This window comes from Bizionia sp., assembly GCF_048259285.1.
In the GTDB taxonomy this organism is placed as follows: Bacteria; Bacteroidota; Bacteroidia; order Flavobacteriales; family Flavobacteriaceae; genus Algorimicrobium; species Algorimicrobium hallyeonense.
Window position 1 is genome coordinate 102,570 of sequence record NZ_JBLXHU010000007.1, and the last position, 24,147, is coordinate 126,716.

Below are 24,147 nucleotides of genomic sequence, written 5' to 3' on the forward strand. Positions count from 1 at the left end.
GTTTAGTGATGTAACTCTTCTTCACCTTCCAATAACGGAACGTTTTGAGGCACAAAATCGACATCGTGACCTGGCTTACTGTAATCATAAGGCCAACGGTAAACATGTGGAATAGCACCTGGCCAGTTTCCATGAATATGTTTTACTGGAGCAGTCCACTCTAAAGTAGTAGATTTCCATGGATTTTGTTCTGCTTTCTTACCATAAAACATACTAGCAAAGAAATTATATAAATAAACAATCTGTACAATTCCACCAATAATAGCGAAGATTGTAATGACCACATTCACATTTGCTAAATCATCAAATAATGGAAACGCCGAGTTCGTATAATAACGTCTTGGTAAACCTGCCATTCCAATAAAGTGCATTGGGAAGAAAACACCGTAAGCACAAATAGCTGTTATCCAAAAGTGGATATATCCCATTTTTTTGTTCATCATGCGTCCAAACATTTTTGGATACCAATGATAAATACCTGCAAACATACCATACAATGCTGATATACCCATTACCAAGTGGAAATGCGCAATTACGAAGTATGTATCATGAACGTTAATATCTAAAGCACTATCACCTAGAATAATACCTGTTAAACCACCAGATATAAATGTAGAAACAAACCCTATAGAAAACAGCATGGCTGTATTCATTTGAATATTTCCTTTCCAAATTGTGGTTATCCAGTTAAAGGCTTTAACGGCCGAAGGGATAGCAATTAATAGTGTTGTAAATGTAAATACTGATCCTAAGAACGGGTTCATACCAGATACAAACATATGGTGTCCCCAAACAATAGTTGATAGGAATGCAATTGCTAAAATGGAAGCAATCATGGCACGATAACCAAAGATAGGTTTACGTGAGTTGGTTGCCATAATTTCAGAAACTAATCCCATAGCAGGAAGAATTACAATATACACTTCTGGGTGTCCTAGGAACCAAAATAAGTGTTCAAATAACACTGGTGATCCACCTTGATAATGTAACACTTCACCTTGGATAAATATATCTGATAAGAAGAATGATGTTCCAAAACTTCTATCCATTATTAATAATAAAGCCGCTGCAAATAATACAGGGAATGATACGATACCGATGATAGCCGTTACAAAGAACGCCCAAATTGTTAATGGTAAGCGCGTCATGGACATGCCTTTAGTACGTAAATTAATAACTGTAACTACGTAATTTAATGATCCTAATAACGAGGAAGCAATAAAGATAGCCATAGATATTAACCAGATTGTCATACCCATTCCGGAACCACCTTGTGCCATTGGCAATGCGGATAGTGGTGGATATATTGTCCAACCCGCAGCTGCAGGTCCTGCTTCTACAAACAAAGAGCAAACCATTAAGATACTTGATAAGAAAAATAACCAGTAGGAAACCATGTTTAGGAAACCTGACGCCATATCTCGTGCACCAATTTGCAATGGAATTAACAGGTTACTAAAAGTTCCACTTAAACCCGCTGTCAGTACAAAGAATACCATAATAGTACCATGAATAGTTACTAATGCTAAATAAATATCAGCATCCATAACACCACCTGGAGCCCACTTACCTAGTAAAGCTTCAAATAACACATTAGGTTCTTCTGGCCAAGCAATTTGAATACGGAACATGATAGACATTAAAACTCCTATAATTCCCATAAGTGTACCTGTAATAAGGTACTGCTTCGCAATCATTTTATGGTCCTGACTAAAAATGTATTTAGTCATGAACGTTTCCTTATGATGATGTCCGTGATCGTCGTCGTGAGCGTGAGTATCTGCGTGTGTTGACATAATCTTCTATATGCTTTTTTTTAAAACCGTTTTTATTTACTTAATTAAAGAATCTTTAAATTCTTTTTGTTCTGCCATCCAAGCGTCGTATTCTTCTTGGGTTTCTACTACTATTTTCATTTGCATGTTGTAATGTGACTTACCGCAAATTTTGTTACATAATACTAGATAATCAAATTCGTAAGGATCCAAAGGTGCTTCACCTTTAGCTGCTAATTCTTTATTTTTTTCTTCACGAATTTCATTAATGTTGTCCACCTTTTTAATCATTTCTGGTGTTAACCTCATATCAGCTGTTGTAACTGTTGGTGTAAAACCAAATTGCGTAATCATACCTGGAACACAGTTCATTTGCGCTCTAAAGTGTGGCATATAAGCTGAATGCAGAACATCCTGTGAACGCATTTTAATTAATACCGGTCTACCTACAGGTAAATGCAATTCTGAAGTAATAACATCATCTTGAGCATTTGGATCTGATTCATCTACTCCTAAAATGTTTGCTTTATCAATATCAATTAAACGTACATTGGCTTTTCCAAGTGTATTATCGTTTCCTCCATATCGCGCTTTCCAGTTAAACTGTTGTGCATATAGTTCGACAATTAAAGGGTCGTCATCTTCATTAACATTCATAATACTGGTCCAAGTAAATAAACCATAGATAATTAATCCCGCTAAAACAATAACAGGAATAATAGTCCAAATAGCTTCTAATGTATTATTATCCGCATAGTATAATGCTTTTTTACCTTTTTCTCCACGGTACTTATAAGCAAAAAAGTGTAATAAGAATTGTGTGATAGTTTGAACGATAAAGATAACGATCATAGAGATAATCATTAAGTTATCAATTTCAGATCCGTGTTCAGATGCTGAATTAGACATTAATGGTAAATCACCCCATAGAACGAAACAAACGATTGTGATAGCATAAATGAAGATTAGAAAACCTATCATTAAATACGCATTCATTTTATTATCTGTCTCATTTGCTACTTGATTATCCGTTACACCTACTTGTGCCAGATCAAATATTTTTACCATTTGCCAAATAGCAATAGCAATAAAAAGAACTATTATAATTGTTAAAAAAGCTGTCATTGTCTTTTCTCTACTTTAATTAATTTTTAATAATGGAAATGTTCACTTTCTTTCATAAATGGATTTCCTTTTGCTAATAGTGGTGCTTTTGTTAATGACGTAAATACGACTAACATAAACAAACCAGCAAATAACAAAATAGCACTTATTTCAGGAATTCCAATAAACCATCTGTCACCAACTGTTGCTGGCATAATCATTACAAATATATCTAAATAATGACCTGCTAAGATAACAATACCACCCATAACAACAAACCATGGAATACGTTTGTAATCACTATTCATTAAAAGTAATAATGGGAAAATAAAATTCATAGCTACCATTCCTAAAAATGGCAATTGGTAATCTTGGAATCTTGTTACAAAGTATGTTACCTCTTCTGGAATATTTGAATACCAGATTAGCATAAACTGTGAGAACCATAAGTATGTCCAGAAAATACTAATACCAAACATAAACTTGGCTAAATCGTGTAGATGACTATCGTTTACAAACGGTAAGTACCCTCTAGATTTTAAGTAAATAGACATTAAAGCAATAACGGTAATACCACTTACAAACATACTAGCAAAAACATACCATCCAAACAAGGTACTAAACCAGTGTGGGTCCACACTCATTATCCAGTCCCAAGACATTATTGATTCTGTATAAATATAAAATACTAGGAATGCAGCGGCAATACGAAATGATTTTTTAAAATTACGATTATCACCTGGTTCTGCCTGATCCTGAGCGATTGAAAATTTACGCGCAAAATGTCTGTATAAACTCCATCCCGCAATAAATATTAAGCCTCTAATAATAAACCAAGGTAAGTTTAAATAACTTTCTTTTCCTTGAATTAATTTATCTTGAGCTACCACCTCTGGATCCATCCATATAAATAAGTTGTAATGACCAATTGTACCTGATGCTACTGCAACAGCTAATACAATTAAACCACCTGGTAACACATAAGCTGTAAGTCCTTCCATGACTCTATAGAGAACTGGTGACCAACCCGCTTGAGATGCAAACTGAATTGCATAAAAAGCCAAAACACCTAACGCAATCATAAAGAAGAAAAATGCCGCAACATACAATGCAGACCAAGGTCTGTTTGCCATTTGATGTTGTACATGTTCTACATGTTTTTTGTGTTCGTCCACATGACTTTCTGAAGCGTCACCGTGGGCAGCCGTTTCGGTAGTCATATCATGTGTTGTAGCGACTTCGTGTCCAGCCTCTTCTCCGTGTCCTCCACCATGTGCAGCTTCTGCAGCCAACATCGTTTCAACGTCTTCAAAAGATTTATGAGATGTCATAAAACCATAAACAACACCTATTGCTCCAATTATAATCAGGGCAATAGAAAATGTCTTTAATCTATTTGAGAATGTGTACATATCTATATATAATCTTTATCTATCTTATTTTTCTAAATTGGCTTTCAACTCTAATACATAAGCGGTTACTTGCCAACGCTCTTCCTCATTCAATTGGTTAGCATATGAACCCATGGCATTTTTACCATAATAAATAGTATGGTAAATACTACCTTCGGTTATAGCTCTTCCCACATCGTCAAAGCTTGGAATACCAAGAATTTTTTCACGTTTCACTAAATTGCCTTGTCCATCACCTTTAGTTCCGTGACAAATTCCACAGTAAATATCATAAAGTTCCTTTCCTCTTATCTTATCAAATTGGAGGGAGTCTATAGGATTCTTTAAAGTAGCTTTAGCTTCATTAAAACCATCTAAAGTATTATCAATATCAAAAGGTATATGACCTCTTGGTACTGATCCTTCTGCTGGCAATTGCGCTTCTACACCATTTCTAAATGCGCTAGTTTCAGAATACGTTTCATAGCCAACCGATTGATACATATTTGGCATGTATTCGTAATTACGAGAGGAATCATTTTTACACGACACAATCGTTACTAATACTAATGCTATAATTGTTATTTTTATTAAGGCCTTCATATTAATGTGCTTCTACTTTTTCAACAATGTTAATTTCAACTGCACCAGTTTCTTTCAGTAAATTTTCTAATTCAAGTTGATTGTTATGAATTGCAATTTCCATTAAGAAATGATCATCGGTTGTTCTTGGGTCAGGATTTTCTGCGTTTTTAAATGGCCACAACCTACTACGTAAGTAAAATGTAATTACCATTAGGTGCGCAGCGAAAAATATCGTTAACTCAAACATAATAGGTACAAACGCTGGCATATTTTCAATATAACTAAAACTTGGTTTTCCTCCAATATCTTGAGGCCAATCTTCAATCATTATAAAGTTCATCATTACTATAGAAACTGCTAAACCAATACAGCCGTAAATAAATGATGTTATAGCCAAACGCGTTGGAGCTAATCCCATAGCTTTATCTAGTCCGTGAACTGGAAAAGGTGTAAATACTTCTTCAATATGATGCTTTTCAGCTTTAACTCTTTTAACAGCCAACATTAATACGTCGTCATCTGTATAAATAGCGTGAATTACTTTTGATGTTTCCATTATCTACGCTTCGTTTATTATTTGGTTAGCTTGTCCAGACCAATCATCACGTTCGGCTCTTCCTGGGAATGAACCTGTAATTTCGTCCAACAAATCGTATTCTATTTTCGTCATTCTACTTACTTGCAAGTATGTGAAAATCCCGATACTATTAAGTACTTCTTCCATCTTTGGTCCAATACCATTAATTTTTTGAAGGTCATCAGCCGTTTGAATTGTTGGATCAAACTTACCAATGTTTTCTAGCAGATTTTTTGTTTTTTCTGTGTGATCCACTGGAGGCACTACAGGTGAAACTGGTTTTGCTTTAACAATACCAGATGTTCTAGCATCTGATCCGGTTCCAACAAGACTATCTCCACGCTCTCTAATATTCTTATAACGCTCACCTGATGATTTCAAGATTGTTTTTACTTCAGCTTGCGCAATTACAGGGAATGTTCTAGCATATAATAAGAACAACACAAAGAAGAACCCAATAGTTCCAATAAATATTCCAATATCAACAAATGTTGGTGAGAACATTGTCCAAGAAGATGGTAAGTAATCACGGTGTAATGATGTTACAATAATTACAAAACGCTCAAACCACATACCTATGTTAACGATAATAGAGATAAAGAATGAAAACATGATACTGGTACGTAATTTCTTGAACCACATAAACTGTGGAGAGAACACATTAAAACTCATCATGAATAGATAAGCCCACCAGTAAGGTCCTGTTGCTCTGTTTAAGAAAGCGTATTGTTCATATTCCACACCAGAATACCAAGCTACAAATAACTCCGTTATGTAAGCCACACCCACAATAGAACCTGTAAGCATGATAACGATGTTCATTAACTCAATATGTTGAACGGTAATATAATCTTCTAAATTAGCTACTTTACGCATGATAATTAATAAGGTGTTTACCATGGCAAAACCAGAGAAAATTGCACCTGCAACAAAGTACGGAGGGAAAATGGTTGTATGCCAACCTGGGATAACCGACGTTGCGAAGTCAAAGGATACAATGGTATGTACAGAAAGTACTAATGGTGTTGCTAAACCTGCAAGTACCAAAGATACTTCTTCAAAACGTTGCCAGTCTTTTGCACGACCAGTCCATCCAAAGCTTAATAAGGAATAAATTTTCTTTTGAAAAGGCTTGACAGCTCTATCACGTAACATAGCAAAATCTGGTAGTAAACCTGTCCACCAGAATACTAATGAAACAGATAGATACGTTGAAATTGCGAATACATCCCATAGTAATGGAGAGTTAAAGTTAACCCATAAGGAACCGAATTGGTTTGGAATTGGTAATACCCAATATGCTAACCATGGTCGACCCATGTGGATAATTGGGAATAAACCTGCTTGAACAACGGCAAAAATTGTCATTGCTTCTGCGGAACGGTTAATTGCCATTCTCCATTTCTGACGGAAAAGTAAAAGTACTGCAGAAATTAATGTTCCTGCGTGACCAATACCAACCCACCAAACGAAGTTAGTAATATCCCAAGCCCAACCTACGGTTTTATTTAAACCCCAAGTTCCAATACCTGTTGATACTGTATATATTATACACCCAACTCCCCAAAGGAAAGCGATAAGTGCAATTGAAAATACAATCCACCAAGATTTATTTGCTTTACCTTCAACAGGTCTTGCCACATCGACTGTTACATCATGATATGATTTTTCCCCTGTAACTAAAGGTCTTCTAATAGGTGCTTCGTAATGAGACGCCATAATCCTTTTATAATTATTTTCTTAATTCGTTTTATTATGCTTCGGTTGTATTTCTCACTTTAGTATGGTAAATCACATTTGGTTTTGTGCCTATGTGCTCTAACAAATGATACATACGATTATCTTCTTTAAGTTTTGCAACTTGACTATCTTTATCGTTTATGTCGCCAAAAACCATAGCGCCAGTTCCACAAGCCGCGGAACAAGCTGTTTGGAATTCACCATCTTTAATTTCACGACCATCACGTTTAGCATCTAGAATAGTTTTCTGTGTTTTTTGAATACACATTGAACATTTTTCCATAACACCACGTGAACGAACAGTAACATCTGGATTTAAAACCATACGCCCTAAATCATCATTCATGTGGTAATCAAACTCATCGTTTTGGCTATATAAGAACCAGTTAAAACGACGCACCTTATAAGGACAGTTATTTGCGCAATAACGTGTTCCAACACAACGGTTATAAGCCATGTGGTTTTGTCCTTGACGACCATGTGATGTTGCCGCAACGGGGCAAACCGTTTCACAAGGTGCATGATTACAATGTTGACACATAACTGGTTGAAATGCTACTTGTGGATTAGCTGCAGCCGTTTCCATTTCGTCCAGTGCATTAATAATTGCCAGTCCTTTGGTGTCATTCTTTTTCGTGTTATCGCCTTCAAATGTATCTTCTGAAGAATAATATCTATCAATACGCAACCAGTGCATATCACGACTCTTACGAATTTCTTCTTTACCTACAACTGGTACATTGTTTTCAGCATGACAAGCAATAACACATGCGCCACAACCTGTACAAGAGTTTAAGTCGATTGATAAGTTAAAGTGATGCCCAATTGAACGGTCAAACTCATCCCATAAATCTACTTCTGGAGAAGTTACTGGAGTTTCTTGATGATTTAATGAAACCACCGGCATAACATTCCAATACTTCTTATCCTTGGTATTAAATACCTCTAAAGTTGTTTCTTTTATAATATCACCACGACCCATTAATGTATTATGAAGCTGTACAGAAGCAAACTCATGTTCGCCACCTAAAACAGTCATAGATACATTTACTTGCGTTGGATTAAAGTCCATATATAATGGATAGGCATTTACGCCTGTTTGCATTTCTTCTTTTAAACCAGCTCTACGACCATATCCAAAAGATAATCCTATAGAACCTTTTGCTTGTCCAGGTTGAATAATTACTGGAGCGGTTACTGTTACACCATTTACTGATATTTCAACAACGCTACCATTTAATCCACCATCAGCTTCATGCCAGTTTTTAATACCTAAATCTTTAGCATCCGCTTGAGAAACGGTCACATAGTTGTCCCAAGTTGTTCTTGTTATTGGGTCTGGCATTTCTTGTAACCAAGGGTTATTGGCTTGTTGCCCATCACCCATTGATGTTTTGGAGTATAAGGCTAATTCTAATCCATTAGATGTAGACGTTGCGCCCAATTGTCTTGCTGCATCACCACCAGAAACCGCTACAGGCGCAGCAATTCCATTTGTAGTGGTAGTTGTTGTAGATGATACCATAATTGCATCATCCTCTTTGTCTTTTAGACCAATACCTTCAGCAACATCTTCTATAATACCACCAACCCAAGTTTTAGAATCCTTTTCGTTGGTAGAAGTTGTTGTTTCTGTTGTCGTAAGGCCTTCAGCATTTTTTAAAGCCGACCCTGCAACATACACGCCATCATGCAATGCTTGACTAAATGAAGTATTACCTAAAATACTTTCATTCCACGTTTGCTTCACATAATCATGATACGATAAATCGCTACCAATTAGCTTTAGTAAAGCTTCTTGAAACTGACGTGTATCAAATAACGGACGAATGGTGGGTTGCATTAATGCATAATGACCTTTTTTCAACTCAACATCACCCCAAGACTCTAAATAATGTGGTGCTGCTGCTTGATATTCTGTCTCTAATGCAGTTTCGTCTGCTTTCATAGTAAAAGAAACAGATAATTCTGTTTGCTTTAACCCTTCAGAAAAATCTCCTGCATTTGGTAATGTATATAGTGGATTAACGCCACTCATAATGATAGCACCAACTTTACCTGCATTCATATCCGCAACTAAAGTCATGACTGCCTTATCATTTCCTTGTCTTATTTTAATAGGTGTGTTTGGATCAAATGCTTGACTATTTAAATACTCATTGATTGCCAAAACAACGGTTTGCGCATTCACATCCTGAATACCCGTTACAACAACACCTTTACTTCCTGCTTTTTTCAATTGAGAAGCTGCCTTTTGAACAGCGTCTTCAATATGCTGTGGTAATTCGCCTGAAACAGAACCTCCCACTACAGCACTATATAATTTAGCTAAAGCTACTTTTTGCTGGCTTGGTGTTAAAGACACACGCTTATCAGCATTAGCTCCAGTTAAAGACATATTTGATTCAAACTGAATATGACGTGACATTTTTCCATTAGTAGGAACCTTGTTCTTTGCATAACCAGAATCAAATCCGCCACCTTGCCAATCACCTAGAAAATCTGCTCCAAAGGAAACAATTGTCATGGCTTTTGTAAAATCATAATTTGCTAAACCACGTTCTCCATAATTAGCTTCATAAGCATCTAAAGCTGCTGATTCGGATATGGCATCATATTGCACATGACGTACATTTCCAAATTTTGCTTTAAATTCATTTACTAATTTAGAAGTTGACGGACTCGCATACGTTTGCGTTAATAACACGATAGATTTTCCAGAACCACTTATACTAGTTAGTTTCTGACCAACTTCCGCATCAAATTCACTCCATGAAATAGGCTCGCCTGCTCTCATTGGACCTTGAATTCGCATACTGTCGTACAATCCTAAAACCGAAGCATTTACTCTAGCATTTGCATGACCATTAGCAGTAGCTAGTGTATTATTTTCAATTTTAATTGGACGACCTTCACGAGTTTTTACTAAAACAGACGCATAGTCATAACCATCCGCAATTGTAGTAGCGTAGTAGTTTGCTACTCCAGGAGTAATTACTTCTGGTTGCACCACATAGGGTATAGACTTAATAACTGGCCCTTCACAAGCCGCTAAAGATGCAGCAGCTGTGCTAAAACCAACATATTTTAAGAAATCACGACGTGTTGTTTTAGAACTTTCTAACGATTCTTTATTTCCTAAAAAATCATCCGTTGGAATCTCTTCAACAAATTCGTTTTGTTTTAGCGTCTCAACAATTGAGCTATTCTCGTTTAGCTCTTCAACACTTTTCCAGTATTTCTTGTTTGATGACATATTATATAATTGAATTACTTCTTATTAATTTATTTAAAGTTTTAAATCCCTATTATGAGATTTCCACGCTTGTGGAAGCTACTAAATAATTAGTAGTGACACTTACCACATTCCAGACCACCCATTTGTGCAGCTGTTAGTTTATCAACACCATACTTTTTAGATAATTCTTCGTGAATTTTGGTATAGTATGCATTATCTTCTACTTTAACATTTGTATCTCTGTGACAGTTAATACACCAGCCCATAGTTAGAGACGAATGTTGGTACATGATTTCCATTTCTTCCACAGGCCCATGACATGTTTGACACTCAATTCCGGCAACTGAAACGTGTTGCGAGTGGTTAAAGTAAGCAAAGTCTGGTAAGTTATGAATACGCACCCATTTAACCGGTTGTGTGTCTCCTGTATACTTTTGGTCAGCATCATCCCAACCTACGGCAGCATAAAGCTTTTTAATTTCACCATCATAAAATTCTTTACTGTATTCTGCAGTTGCAGTTTCTGGCGCCACTTCATAAACGGATTTATGACAGTTCATACAAACATTTAATGACGGAATTCCAGATGTTTTACTAACACGTGCTGAAGAGTGACAATACTTACAATCAATTCCATTATCACCTGCATGAATTTTATGAGAAAAATGGATTGGCTGAACTGGTTGGTAACCTTGATCAACACCTACTTGCATAAAGTAACCAAACACAAAGTAACCACTTGCTAGTAACAAAACAACTACAGAAACCAATACTAGAAATTGATTTTGAATAAAAGCTTTCCAGATTGGCGTGCCTTTAGTTTCTGAAATATCAACACCTTTTGCTTCTGCAAAACGATTTAGTGTTTGTCTTACTAAAATAAGCGCCATTGCCAATAAAGCAAATAGCACGGCCAAAGCACCTAAGATAACTTTATTGGACATACTTGCACCATCTGATCCACTGCTCTGACCAGCGTCTGCAATCTGAACACCCGCAGGTGCAGCAGGCGCTTCCTCTGCAGTATAGGCCAAAATATCACTAATATCTTGATCAGATAATTGTGGGTACGCCGTCATGGCTGCACCTCCATATTCATTGAATATTTTATTAGCGTACGGATCTCCAGCTTTAACCATTGCTGAACTATTACGAATCCAACTGCTTAACCACTCTCTGTCAAGACCTTCGGCTTCAGCTAGTCGTTGCTCTACATTTCGTAGGGCTGGACCCGTCATCTTCTTGTCTAATTGATGACAAGCAGCACAGTTGGCATTAAATAAAGATTTACCGTTTACGGAATCACCTTCTTGGGCCGAAAGTGATGTTGAAAATGCTAATAAAATAATTAAACTTAAACGTAAAATGTTCTTGCCTAATTTTCGGTGATTCACCTGTTTCATATTATTGGTTGAATTAACTTCTAAACTTTGGTATGATTTTTTCAATTAACAAAAGAAAAAAAATACAATAATAAAATCTCTCGCAAAAGTAACATTTAAAGTCGATTTTAGAAATGTTACAGAACTGTTAATTGCTAATTTAGAGAAATTCTAAATAATAATTTGAAGTACTTTTAAGTTATAATCTTATACATTTGTATCAAATACTATTGAAAATGAATTTATTGAACCGATATTCCAAACCCTTAATAACAGTAAGCATGATGCTTACCGTTAATTTATTTTATGCCCAACAAGGCACAATTACTATCAATCAGGCACCTGAATTAGATACTTTATTGGCTTTAAAGAAAGAAATGAATGTTTCTGAAACCGATTCTGATCGTTATAAGATTCAAATATACTCCGGTGACCGCTCTGGGGCAAATTCTGCCATGAGTAAATTTGATGCAAAATTTGATAAAATTTCTTCTATTTTAGAATATGAAACCCCAAACTATAAGGTCTGGGTTGGAAATTTTAGAAGTCGTTTGGAAGCCGATCGCGCACTTGAAAAAATTAAAAAAGAGTTTAGTGATGCTTTCCGTTTTAAACCCAAAAAAAAGGACAGAAACAAAGGCTAATAGAGCGTTAAGTGTTAAACAAAAAAGAGTGCCAATTGGCACTCTTTTTTTTGATATATAATAAAATTTATTTCAATTTCTTTTTAACCTCTACTTCATGGTAAGCTTCAATGATATCGCCTTCCTTAAGATCGTTGTAGTTTTTAATTTGCATACCACAATCGTATCCTTTAGCAACCTCTCTTACATCATCTTTAAACCGTTTTAATGAAGCCAATTCACCTGTGTAAACTACCACTCCATCACGAATTAAACGAATTCCAGAGTTTCTAAAAATCTTACCTGTTAATACCATACAACCTGCAATACTTCCAATTTTAGATACTTTAAAGATTTCTCTAATTTCAGCTGTACCCGTAATTTCTTCTTTAAGCTCTGGAGATAACATACCTTCCATAGCATCTTTAAGATCATTAATGGCATCATAAATAATGGAGTACATGCGGATATCAATCTCTTCCTTATCAGCAATGCTTCTTGCATTACCCATTGGACGCACATTAAACCCTATAATTACTGCATCTGAGGCCGAGGCTAGTAACACATCACTTTCCGTGATAGGTCCAACACCTTTATGTATAATATTGACTTGGATTTCTTCAGTTGATAGTTTCTGGAACGAATCTGTTAAGGCTTCCACAGAACCATCCACATCACCTTTAAGGATAATATTTAGTTCTTGGAAATCTCCTAAAGCAATTCGACGTCCAATTTCATCTAATGTAATATGACGTTGTGTACGAACCGATTGTTCACGTTGTAATTGTGTACGTTTGGTAGCAATTTGTTTCGCTTCACGTTCGTCTTCAAAAACATTAAATTTATCACCTGCTTGAGGTGCGCCATCTAATCCTAAAATAGATACTGGCGTTGATGGACCAGCTTCTTTTACTTCATGACCGCGTTCATCTTGCATGGCTTTTATCTTACCACTATTTTTACCAGCCAATACATAGTCACCAATTTTTAAGGTTCCTGCTTGAACTAAAATAGTGGATACATAACCACGACCTTTATCAAGGAATGCCTCGACAACGGTTCCAACGGCACGTTTATTAGGATTTGCTTTCAACTCTAATAGTTCAGCTTCCAACAACACTTTTTCTAGTAATTCTTTAACACCAAGCCCTGTTTTAGCCGAAATATCTTGAGATTGAATTTTCCCTCCCCAATCTTCTACTAACAAGTTCATTTGTGCTAATCCTTCTTTTACTTTTTCTGGGTTTGCACTTGGTTTGTCTACTTTATTAATTGCAAATACAATTGGGACACCTGCTGCCTGAGCATGAGAAATTGCTTCCTTTGTCTGTGGCATAATAGCATCATCCGCAGCAATAACAATAATAGCAATATCCGTTACTTGAGCTCCACGAGCACGCATGGCTGTAAAGGCCTCGTGACCTGGCGTATCTAAAAATGCAATTTTCTGACCACTTTCTAACTGAACACCATAGGCTCCAATATGTTGCGTAATACCTCCAGACTCACCCGCTATAACATTTTCTTGACGAATATTATCTAATAGGGATGTTTTACCGTGATCTACGTGACCCATAACCGTAACTATTGGTGCACGTTCTATTAAATCTTCTGGCTTATCTTCTACAACTTCAATAGACTCCTCAATACCAGCAGTAATAAATTCTACCTCATAACCAAATTCATCAGCTACAATAGCTAAAGTTTCAGCATCTAAACGTTGGTTCATGGTAACCATCATACCTAAAGACATACATGCCGAGATAATTTGTGTTACTTGAACATCCATCATGGTAGCTACTTCACTAGCTGTAACGAACTCTGTTACTTTCAGAATTTTACTATCTGCTTGTTCTGCTTGTAAATCTTTTTCGGTTTGTTCACGATGCTGATCTCGCTTATCACGACGGTATTTAGCACCTTTACCTTTGCTTGATTTACCTTGAAGCTTCTCTAGTGTTTCACGTACTTGTTTTTGTACTTCTTCCTCACTAGGTTCTTCTTTAACTATATTGCGACGTCCTTTTCCAGCAGCTGATTTACCTTTAAATCGGTCGTTACCACCTGTTCTTGGTGTACCAGAACCTGTAGAACCTGGTCCTCCAGCTTTACTAATTCGGCGACGTTTCTTTTTAGGATCTGACGTTTTATTATCCGTCTTTTTCTTGGGCTTTTTAAATTGTGATAAATCTATTTTTTCACCAGCAATTTTCGGCCCAGATAGTTTTTGATACTGTGTTTTTAAGCGCTCATCTATAGGTGCATCAGGATCAGTAGTCGCTTCCGTTTTTGGAGTGTCTACTTTTGGCGTGTCCGCTTTAGAATCATCCTTTTTAGGTGTTTCAGCTTTTGGCGACTCTGCTTTTGGTTTATCAGCAGGTTTAGAAGATGGCGTGTCTTCTTTCTTTGCTTTAACCTCTGGTTTCTTCGCGTCTTCAGCTTTAGGTTTTTCTTCAGATTTTGGAGCCTCTTTAGCTTTAACCTCTGGAGTGGCAACAGGTGCGTCTTCTTTTGGTTTAGTCGCTTTTTTCTTATCAGCATCTAAATCGATTTTACCAACTTGTTTTGGGCCTGAAAGTGTAGATTTCGCTTTTACTACTTCCGCTTCTTTAGCTTTAGCTAGTGCTTCACGTTCTGCTTTCTCCTTTTCCTTAACCTCAATTTCTTGTTCACGCTGAATCCTTAATGCCTCTTTTTCCTTCTGCTTGGCTTCACTAACTTCTTGAGATGCCATTTTTTTATTAGCATCGGTTTGAAATTCATTGGAAAGCACATCAAAAGTTTCTTGAGAAATTTTTGTTGTCGGACGTTTCTCTATTTCAATGCCTTTAGAATCTAAAAATTCTACAGCACGATCTAAAGAAATGTTTAGCTCACGTAATACTTTATTTAATCTAATTGTTTCAGCCATAAATCGCCTTTAATATAACCTAATATATGTTAATCTTCGAATTCTTCTTTAAGAATTCTAATTATTTCAATAATTGTTTCTTCTTCTAAATCGGTTCTCTTAACCAAGTCCTGAACATCTTGTTCTAGTATACTCTTAGCTGTATCTAAACCAACTTTACTAAATTCTTTAATAATCCAAGGTTCAATTTCATCGCGGAATTCTGATAATTCCACATCTTCCTCAGCTCCCTCTCTAAATACATCAATCTCGTAGCCCGTTAATTGGCCTGCTAAACGGATGTTATGACCACCACGTCCAATGGCTTTACTAACCTCTTCTGGTTTTAATATAGCTTCGGCACGTTTGTTTTCTTCATCAATTTTGATGGATGTTACACGTGCTGGACTTAATGCTCTTGTAATATATAATTGCAAGTTGCTTGTGTAATTAATAACGTCAATATTTTCGTTTCCTAATTCGCGAACAATTCCGTGAATTCTAGAACCTTTCATACCTACACAAGCTCCAACTGGATCTATTCTATCATCATAAGAGTCCACCGCTACTTTGGCTTTCTCTCCTGGAATACGCACCACATTTTTAATTGTAATTAAACCATCAAAAACTTCTGGTATTTCCTGCTCAAACAACTTCTCTAAAAATACAGGCGCTGTTCTAGACATAATAATAGCTGGCTTATTACCTTTAAGCTCAACACTTTCTATAATACCACGAACGTTATCTCCTTTTCTAAAGAAATCTGAAGGAATTTGTTTTTCTTTTGGAAGAATAATTTCATTCCCATCATCATCTAACAAAATTACAGCTCTGTGACGAATATGATGCACTTCTGCTGTATAAATTTCACCAACTAAATCTTTAAATTGCTTATAGATATTCGTGTTATCGTGTTCGTGTATTTTAGAAATTAAGTTTTGTCTTAATGCTAATATTGAACGACGTCCTAAATCAATTAGTTTTACTTCTTCTGATACGTCTTCACCTACTTCAAAATCTGGCTCAATTTTTCGAGCTTCCGATAATGAAATTTCTTGATTTGGCTCTTCTACTTCACCATCTGCAACAACTATACGATTTCTCCATATTTCTAAATCGCCTTTATCTGGATTAATAATAATATCAAAATTATCATCATCACCAAACTTCTTCTTAAGGGCGTTTCTAAAAACGTCTTCTAAAATCGCCATTAACGTTACACGATCGATTAATTTATCGTCTTTAAACTCCGAAAATGAGTCAATTAACGCAAGATTCTCCATATCTCTCTTTGAATTAAAATTTTATCATAACTTTTGCTTCTACAATATCTTGATAGGCTATTTCTGCCTCTTTTTGTACTGTTACTTTTCCTTTACCTACAGGTTTCGGCTCTCTTGCCTTCCACGCTAAAGTAATGTGTGTATCGGTTGCTTTTGTAAGCTGGCCGGTTACTTCTTCTTCTTTTGTTCTAATTTCTAAATCTCTACCAATGTTTTTCTTGTATTGTCTGGTATGAACTAAAGGCGCTGTTGCACCTCCTGAAGCTACTTCTAATGAAAAATCATGTTCTTCTCGATCAATATTATGCTCAATAGCACGACTAATAAACACGCAATCATCAACGGTTACACCATGATCGCCATCTATAATAATTGAAATAGAATTGTCTTCGCCCATGGTAAAATCGATTAGAAATAAATCTTCTCGCTCCTCAAGGGCATCATTCAATAAGGTTTCTACAGTTTTTCTTAACATATTTGATACAAAAAATTGGTATAAAAAGAGGGGACTTCAGGTCCCCTCATTTATTCTTTTTCTTACAACGCTGCAAATATACAATAATTTTATTGAATTCCATAATGAATGAAATATCAATTTTTATTCTTAAATTAGTGATTGAAACCAACAGATAAAAAAAACCATCCTATGAAAAAAATTCTTGTTCCTACCGATTTTTCAAAAGAAGCAGAACAGGCTTTAAAAGTCGCCGCTCAATTAGCAAAAAAACATGATAGTGAAATTTATTTACTCCACATGTTGGAGCTTCCATTAGATCAGGTGGATGCTTTAAGCCAATATAGTGAGTTACCCGAAGCCATGTTTTTTATGAAATTAGCGCATCAAAAATTTGAAAAAACGATGTCTCAAGATTACTTAAATGATATAGTTGTTCACGAAACAGTAGATTTTAATCAAACATTTACAGGCATTACAAACACCTGTAAGGAACATGGAATTGACTTAATTGTTATGGGTTCTCATGGTGCCAATGGTTTTAAAGAAATGTTTATTGGTTCCAACACTGAGAAAGTTGTGAGAACTGCTGAATCACCTGTTCTCGTGATTAAAAACGAGCATGACAATTTTGAAATAAACGATTTTGTTTTTGCTTCAGATTTTAAAAATGATAATAAAGGAACATACAAACAAGCTATTAAATTAGCGGAAGCTTTAGACGCAAAAATTCATTTACTATTTGTAAATACCGCTAACAACTTTGTAACGACAGATGTCGCTAAAGGCAGAATATTAGATTTTATATCGGGTAATGACTTTGAAAATTACACCATTTCCATATATAATGATGACAGCGTTGAAAAAGGAATCTTAAACTTCTCGCACGTTGTGGGAGCCGATTTAATAGGTATTAGTACACACGGCAGACAAGGTATTGCTCATTTCTTCAATGGCAGTATTAGCGAAGACTTAGTAAACCACGCCAAACGACCAGTGGTTACTTTTAAAATATAATGACCAAAATGTTATATAACCATGAAAGCCTCCGAATTAATCGGAGGCTTTTTGTTTAAATTATGATTCTACAGTCAGCAAAGCGCATGATTAGTTTCTATTAAAAAAAAGAAGCGCATTAATCATTACCGACTAAAATCAAAAAATCCTAACCATAAAAATGATTAGGATTCTCTTTAACTAGTTGGCCCACTAGGTCTCGAACCTAGACTCTTTGGAACCAAAAACCAACGTGTTACCAGTTACACCATAGGCCAATCTCGTATTGAGGATGCAAATTTAAAACAATTATTTATTTGCGCAAGCATTTTTTGAATAAAAAATTATCTAAATACTTAACGTTTCCTTAAAAGCATGTCAAATTTGATATTTATTGTTAAATTCGCCTCATCTAAAAATTGCAATTACATGACACATATTAGCTTTAAAAAGTGGAATACTATTTTAGGATGGTTCGCTTTTTTAGTCGCATTCATCACATTCGGACTAACAGTTGAGTCAACTGTAAGCTTTTGGGATGCAGGTGAATACATCCTAACATCAGCCAAATTACAAGTTGGTCATCCACCTGGAGCACCACTGTTTCAAATGTTTGGTGCCTTCTTTTCTATGTTTGCTTTGGAGCCTTCGCAAGTTGGTTTTATGCTAAATATGATGAGTGCGGTAGCAAGTGCATTTACTATTTTATTCATGTTTTTTACCATCACACTTTTATTAAGAAAGTTAGTTGGCGAAGCAGAGACACTTAACAAAACTCAAAAAATTGCAATTTTAGGGAGTGCCTTAGTAGGAAGTTTAGCGTTTACATTTACCGATTCGTTTTGGTTTAATGCCGTTGAAACGGAAGTTTACGCCATGGCCACTTTAATTATGTCTGTTTTATTCTGGCTTGGCCTTCGTTGGGAACGTGATATGGACAACCCTAGAGGAAACCGTTGGCTCATTCTAATAGCTTTTATTATTGGACTGTCCTTTGGTGTTCACTTTATGGGATTATTAACCATTCCTGCTATTGGATTAATTTATTATTTCAAAAATTATAAAACGGTTACTATAAAAAACTTCATTATTGCCAATGTAGTATCTATAGCTATTCTACTTTTTATCTTTAAATTATTAGCACCTAATATTCTACGTATTTTTAGTGCAACTGAAATTTTCTTCGTCAATTCCTTCGGATTACCATTTCACTCGGGAACTATCTTTGCTAGTATTGCATTGATTGCATTAGTTTATTTCGGATTAAAATATACACATAACAAAAATTACAAACATCTTAATACCGGTTTACTTTGTATTACCTTTGTTATAATAGGTTTTTCGTCATGGCTTATGCTACCTATTCGTGCCAATGCCGATGTGGTAATTAATGAAAACGACCCTAGTGATGCACGCGAACTTCTGGCTTATTATAATTTAGAACAATATCCCGAAACCCATTTGTTTTATGGACCACAATTTACCGATCAGTATTCTGGTTTAGACGAAAACGAACCGTATATTGATGACAAGCCAAACTACGAAAAAGACTTAAAAACTGGAAAGTACGTTATTATAAACGACTGGGAAAAAGCTCGCCAGAATTACAATTCGGAACACGCCTCCATTCTACCACGTATGTGGAGTGGCGAAAATGCTGAAAATTATATGATTTTTACTGGGTATTTGGATTTCAAACTAAAACCTGAATACCAAATGGATAACGAGCTTCGCGCTGCCGTTAACAACTTCAAAAATGAAATTGCCAACGGCATGGTAGATTATGAGGATTACCACAAATTTTTGAGTCAAAATAGTCAGATTATTGATGTAGAAAAACCGTCATTAGGAAGCAATGTTGCCTATATGCTAGAATACCAATTAGGCTATATGTATTGGCGTTATTTTATGTGGAATTTTGTAGGACGCCAAAATGATGTTCAAGGGAAACTTGATGATTTTAATGGCAACTGGTTAAGTGGCATTGGTTTTATTGACGAATGGCATTTAGGATTACCACAAACCGATTTACCTAGCGATGTAAAAAACAACAAAGCGCGAAACACCTATTTCTTCTTACCTTTTATACTTGGCCTCATAGGTTTATTCTTTCTTTACAATAAAGATAAAAAACTATTCTGGGTGATGTTGGTTTTCTTCCTATTTACAGGATTAGCCATTCAAGTGTATACCAATGTGAGACCGTTTGAACCACGAGAACGAGATTATTCTTTAGTTGGCTCCTTTTACGTGTTTGCGCTGTGGATAGGTTTTGGTGTTTATGCTATAGTGGATATGCTTAAAACAAAGATCAAATCAAAAGCCTTAGCGCCAGCTGTTACCATTTTATGTCTAATTCTTGTTCCAGGAATTTTAGCGGCTAATAACTGGGATGATCATGACCGTTCTGATAAATATACAGCGCGTGCCATGGCAAAAATGTATCTGGATTCTTGTGAAGAAAATGGTATTTTATTCTCCATTGGTGATAATGATACCTTCGCGTTATGGTATGCCCAAGAAATTGAAGGCTACAGAACCGATGTTCGTGTAGTAAACACCAGTTTATTCCAAACGGATTGGTATATAGACCAAATGAAACGTAAAGCGTATGATAGTGACCCTATTCCTTCAACATTAACACATGAACAATACCGTTCGGGTACGCGCGACTATGTTCCTAAACAAATTGAATATAGAGATGCACAAGGAAGACTGCAACCCGTTATGAACAAGGATACCTTGCTTATTAAGGACTTTATGGATTTTGTTAGCAGTGATAATCCGAAAACAAAAATGAGTTACATTTTACAAATGCGAGGCGAGGACCCAAGTTATTATCCGATTCAATATCAGAAGTCGAATTATTTTCCAGTTGAAAATATTCGCGTGCCAGTAAACAAAGAAAATGTCTTGAAATACGGTATCGTTAAAGAGAAGGATGCCGATAAAATTGAAGACTATGTGGATATCAGAATTACCGATGGTGCCATTTATAAAAATCGTTTGTTAATGTTGGATATCATTGCTACCAACGACTGGAAACGTCCTATTTATTTTACAGGTGGTGCTTTTGGAAACGACGATTACATCTGGATGAAAGATTACTTACAATTAGATGGCATGGTTTATAAATTAGTTCCAATAAAAACACCAGTTAACAGAGCCAATCCTTTCGATATGGGTCGCGTTGACAGTGATTTTATGTATAACAAGGTTAAAAACTGGGATTGGGGAAATAGCGGAAGTCCCGATATTTATCACGATGTGGAAACACGTAAAAACTCCATTACCTATCGCGGAAATCTTGCCCGTTTAATTGAACAATTAATTAATGAAGATCAACCAGAAAAAGCCGAAGAGATTGCTGACATTGCTATGGATAATATGCCAGTAGATTACTTTGGTTATTATACCTTGTTAGAACCCTATATTAGTGCTTATTATGAGGTTGATTCTCAAGAGAAGGCACGTAAGCTCTTTATGGATGTCGCTGAAAAATATCAAGAAAACTTGACCTATTATAGCAAGCTTGATGAAGAGCAGCAACGCTATGTGTTCGAGAAAATTTATACCGATATTGAACGCTATAAGAGTATTGTGGATGTTGTGATTACCTATGATAAAGAATTTGCTAAAACCGAAACCAAGACGTTTTCAAATTTCTTAAATCTATTTAGTCACTTTTATGGTGGTGATGACGTTCCTGATGTTGAACCCGAAATAGAAGAACGACCAGAACCAATAGATGTTGACATGCTGCAATCAGATACTATAAGTATTGCACCAGAAGAATAAACTATATGGGAATTGTTCCTGTTAAAACACCAACGATTATAAAAAAAATACTCCCAGACTATGTTTGGGAGTTTTCTACTTCTGAAAAGGTGTTATACCTGACGTTTGATGATGGTCCGACACCAGAAATTACCCAATGGACACTAGATACTTTAAAGCAATATCAAGCAAAAGCAACATTTTTCTGTATTGGCAATAACATTCAGAAACATCCCGAAATTTTTCATAATATTCTGAATGAAGGTCATCGTGTTGGGAACCATTCGAATACGCATTTAAAAGGTTGGCGCACAACGGTAGAAAATTATATTTCGGATATCCGTGAAGCACAGACAATTATTAATTTTGAATTGGAAAAATCTGAAGTTGCTATACAAGACGCTCATCCATCATGCTTATTTAGACCGCCTTATGGACAAATAAAACCAAGTCAAGGGAAAGCATTGAAAGCATTAGGGTATACGGTTGTTACTTGGAGTATTTTGTCTTTTGACTGGGAAAAAGAAACAGCTCCAGAAACCTGTTATAACAATGTTGTTAATGAAGCAAAGCCAGGAAGCATTATTGTATTCCATGATAGTGTGAAAGCTTCTAAAAACCTTATGCATGCACTACCTAAAGTACTTGCCTACTTTTCAGAAAAAGGATATAGCTTTAAAAGGCTACCTATTTAAATATATTCTTGAATAATGCCTATAAGCGTGTTGGCATCTTGTTCTCCACTATGGCGCCATTTCATTTCACCATTTTTGTAGATGATTAATGTTGGCAAGCCTTTAACGCGAAGCGCTTCGGCTAATTCCTTATTTTTATCAACATCAATTTTAATAACTTTGGCTTTATCACCAAGTGCAGCAGCAACATCTCGCAATACTGCATGCATAGCTGTTGATTGGTCGTTCCATTCCGTAAAAAAATCTAATAAAACAGGAATATTAACATCTATAAGTTCCCCAAATTTTGACATACAATATCAGTTTAAGCCAAATGTGCTATAACAAACCTACGTAATTTTTTTTATTTTGACTAACAATCAATAAAGCTAGATGCCCAAATACATCAATTTAAGCGTTTTTTACGCCCTTTTTAAGCTCAATTACGGTTACTTCTGGCCAAATACCAACGCGTCCCGGAAACGCGTGATAACCAAACCCACGGTTCACATTAATATAACGCCCAAACTCCTGGTATAATCCAGCCCATTGTTTGTAAATATATTGCGAGGGACTCCATTTAAACCAACCTGGTATTTCAATACCCATTTGCAGACCATGTGTATGGCCACTTAAGGTTAAGTGATAATTGAAATCGTCCGCTTTTACTTGATACTCCCAGTGCGATGGATCATGAGTCATCAAAATTTTAAAGTCCTCTTTGGATACATTTGCCGACGCCTTTTGTAAATCGCCAGCTTGATTAAAGCCTTTTCCCCAGTTTTCAACACCTATCAGAGCTAATCGCTGACCATCTTTTTCTATGTAGCGATGTTCATCTAATAATAAATCGAATCCAATTTTAGGATGAATATTTTTTACTGCTTGGAAGTTTTTAACTTTATCTTCAGCTGAATCCCATTCTACATAATCACCATAATCATGATTTCCCAACACGGAAAATTTACCATAAGGCGCATCCAAGGTTTTAAACATATCTATCCAATCGTCCATCTCTGTTGCCATATTATTTACCAAATCGCCTGTAAATAACATGAGGTCCGTTTCCTGTTGATTGATTAAATCTACACCATATTGAATTTTTTCTTTACTAGTAAAACTTCCGGAATGAATATCAGAAATCTGTGTGATTTTAAAACCATCAAAAGCTTCTGGTAAATCGTTAAAAGTGAGTTGATATTTCAATACTTTATAGTTATATCGTCCTTGAACAATACCATAAATAAAAGAAGCAAATGGAATAGCGGCTAAGCCTAAAGCTATTTTGGCAATAAAAATCCGACGACTTTCAAAATCTGCCGTAACGCCTGGCGACACCCATGAATAACCTTTTCTAAATACACGAAATACATCTTCGCCAAACATAATGACTACTAAAAATAATTTCGGAATTAAAAATGTGAGCATAAATCCAGCTGCCAATTGAAACGTGTTGGTTTGACCAGCACTTCGGGGTGTTATATATAAAACATACAGGAAGTAGGCATAAATGGCAATTGCCGAAATAATCCAAATTCCCTTAATCAGCTTATTTTTAGTTATGGCCTTTAGTGCCTGAAAGGCGTAAAATTCCACAGCAAAAATGACAACTGAAAATATAATTAAAGCAATAATCCAACGCGACATACATTTTATTT

Annotated in this window: 17 protein-coding genes and 1 tRNA gene; 4 read left to right on the forward strand and 14 right to left on the reverse strand. The window is 35.8% G+C overall.

The features are described 5' to 3' along the window. Positions 1 to 2: 2 nt before the first annotated feature. From ACN0QX_RS05620 to ACN0QX_RS05655, 8 genes are all read right to left on the reverse strand, one after another. Positions 3 to 1,796: a cytochrome c oxidase subunit I gene (locus tag ACN0QX_RS05620; RefSeq protein WP_248397605.1), complete on the reverse strand. Its 1,794-nt coding sequence runs from the start codon at positions 1,794 to 1,796 to the stop codon at positions 3 to 5. 36 nt (positions 1,797 to 1,832) lie between these two features. Further along, the gene (locus tag ACN0QX_RS05625) at positions 1,833 to 2,900 is read right to left on the reverse strand and encodes a cytochrome c oxidase subunit II (RefSeq protein WP_248397603.1); all 1,068 of its coding nucleotides are present in this window, start codon (positions 2,898 to 2,900) and stop codon (positions 1,833 to 1,835) included. Positions 2,901 to 2,926: 26 nt separating this feature from the next. Further along, positions 2,927 to 4,291, reverse strand: a complete 1,365-nt coding sequence (locus ACN0QX_RS05630; RefSeq protein WP_417195831.1) for a quinol:cytochrome C oxidoreductase — start codon at positions 4,289 to 4,291, stop codon at positions 2,927 to 2,929. A 24-nt stretch (positions 4,292 to 4,315) separates the two neighbouring features. Beyond that, a complete protein-coding gene (locus ACN0QX_RS05635) occupies positions 4,316 to 4,873 on the reverse strand; it encodes a c-type cytochrome (RefSeq protein WP_248397599.1) in 558 nt (185 codons plus the stop codon). Position 4,874: 1 nt separating this feature from the next. Further along, positions 4,875 to 5,411 carry a DUF3341 domain-containing protein gene (locus ACN0QX_RS05640; RefSeq protein WP_066248140.1) on the reverse strand — a complete coding sequence of 179 codons (537 nt, stop codon included), beginning with the start codon at positions 5,409 to 5,411 and terminating at the stop codon, positions 4,875 to 4,877. A 3-nt stretch (positions 5,412 to 5,414) separates the two neighbouring features. Next, positions 5,415 to 7,151, reverse strand: a complete 1,737-nt coding sequence (gene nrfD, locus ACN0QX_RS05645) for an NrfD/PsrC family molybdoenzyme membrane anchor subunit (protein WP_376858820.1) — start codon at positions 7,149 to 7,151, stop codon at positions 5,415 to 5,417. A 34-nt stretch (positions 7,152 to 7,185) separates the two neighbouring features. Next, on the reverse strand, positions 7,186 to 10,428 hold the full coding sequence (locus tag ACN0QX_RS05650) for a TAT-variant-translocated molybdopterin oxidoreductase (RefSeq protein ID WP_417195832.1): 3,243 nt from the start codon (positions 10,426 to 10,428) through the stop codon (positions 7,186 to 7,188). 89 nt (positions 10,429 to 10,517) lie between these two features. Continuing rightward, complete coding sequence (locus tag ACN0QX_RS05655; protein ID WP_417195833.1) at positions 10,518 to 11,813, reverse strand: cytochrome c3 family protein; 1,296 nt, start codon at positions 11,811 to 11,813, stop codon at positions 10,518 to 10,520. Positions 11,814 to 12,028: 215 nt separating this feature from the next. Here ACN0QX_RS05655 and ACN0QX_RS05660 point away from each other — a divergent pair, with 215 nt between their 5' ends. Further along, positions 12,029 to 12,436, forward strand: coding sequence for an SPOR domain-containing protein (locus ACN0QX_RS05660; protein WP_417195834.1), 408 nt, complete (start codon positions 12,029 to 12,031; stop codon positions 12,434 to 12,436). Positions 12,437 to 12,503: 67 nt separating this feature from the next. On the opposite strand, the gene infB is transcribed toward ACN0QX_RS05660, so the two are convergent. From infB to rimP, 3 genes are read right to left on the reverse strand one after another with little or no spacing between them, the layout of a single operon-like run. After that, positions 12,504 to 15,326, reverse strand: coding sequence for a translation initiation factor IF-2 (infB, locus tag ACN0QX_RS05665; RefSeq protein ID WP_417195835.1), 2,823 nt, complete (start codon positions 15,324 to 15,326; stop codon positions 12,504 to 12,506). Between the two features lie 29 nt (positions 15,327 to 15,355). After that, entirely contained in the window at positions 15,356 to 16,588 is a 1,233-nt protein-coding gene (nusA, locus tag ACN0QX_RS05670; protein ID WP_066249059.1) for a transcription termination factor NusA, read from the reverse strand. 13 nt (positions 16,589 to 16,601) lie between these two features. Then, entirely contained in the window at positions 16,602 to 17,063 is a 462-nt protein-coding gene (rimP, locus tag ACN0QX_RS05675) for a ribosome assembly cofactor RimP (protein WP_248397589.1), read from the reverse strand. Between the two features lie 171 nt (positions 17,064 to 17,234). Here rimP and ACN0QX_RS05680 point away from each other — a divergent pair, with 171 nt between their 5' ends. After that, the gene (locus ACN0QX_RS05680; protein WP_417195836.1) at positions 17,235 to 18,059 is read left to right on the forward strand and encodes a universal stress protein; all 825 of its coding nucleotides are present in this window, start codon (positions 17,235 to 17,237) and stop codon (positions 18,057 to 18,059) included. 184 nt (positions 18,060 to 18,243) lie between these two features. Here ACN0QX_RS05680 and ACN0QX_RS05685 read toward each other — a convergent pair. Beyond that, positions 18,244 to 18,316, reverse strand: a tRNA-Gln gene (locus ACN0QX_RS05685). Positions 18,317 to 18,467: 151 nt separating this feature from the next. Here ACN0QX_RS05685 and ACN0QX_RS05690 point away from each other — a divergent pair. Then, positions 18,468 to 21,836: a protein O-mannosyl-transferase family gene (locus ACN0QX_RS05690; RefSeq protein ID WP_417195837.1), complete on the forward strand. Its 3,369-nt coding sequence runs from the start codon at positions 18,468 to 18,470 to the stop codon at positions 21,834 to 21,836. Between the two features lie 5 nt (positions 21,837 to 21,841). Continuing rightward, positions 21,842 to 22,510 (forward strand): polysaccharide deacetylase family protein, encoded by a 669-nt coding sequence (locus ACN0QX_RS05695; protein WP_417195838.1) that lies wholly within the window; start codon positions 21,842 to 21,844, stop codon positions 22,508 to 22,510. Here the strand turns inward: ACN0QX_RS05695 and ACN0QX_RS05700 are convergent. After that, on the reverse strand, positions 22,507 to 22,803 hold the full coding sequence (locus ACN0QX_RS05700) for a thioredoxin family protein (RefSeq protein ID WP_066249039.1): 297 nt from the start codon (positions 22,801 to 22,803) through the stop codon (positions 22,507 to 22,509). The genes ACN0QX_RS05695 and ACN0QX_RS05700 overlap by 4 nt on opposite strands. Positions 22,804 to 22,900: 97 nt before the next feature. Continuing rightward, on the reverse strand, positions 22,901 to 24,136 hold the full coding sequence (locus tag ACN0QX_RS05705) for a metallophosphoesterase (RefSeq protein ID WP_417195839.1): 1,236 nt from the start codon (positions 24,134 to 24,136) through the stop codon (positions 22,901 to 22,903). Positions 24,137 to 24,147: the final 11 nt, after the last annotated feature.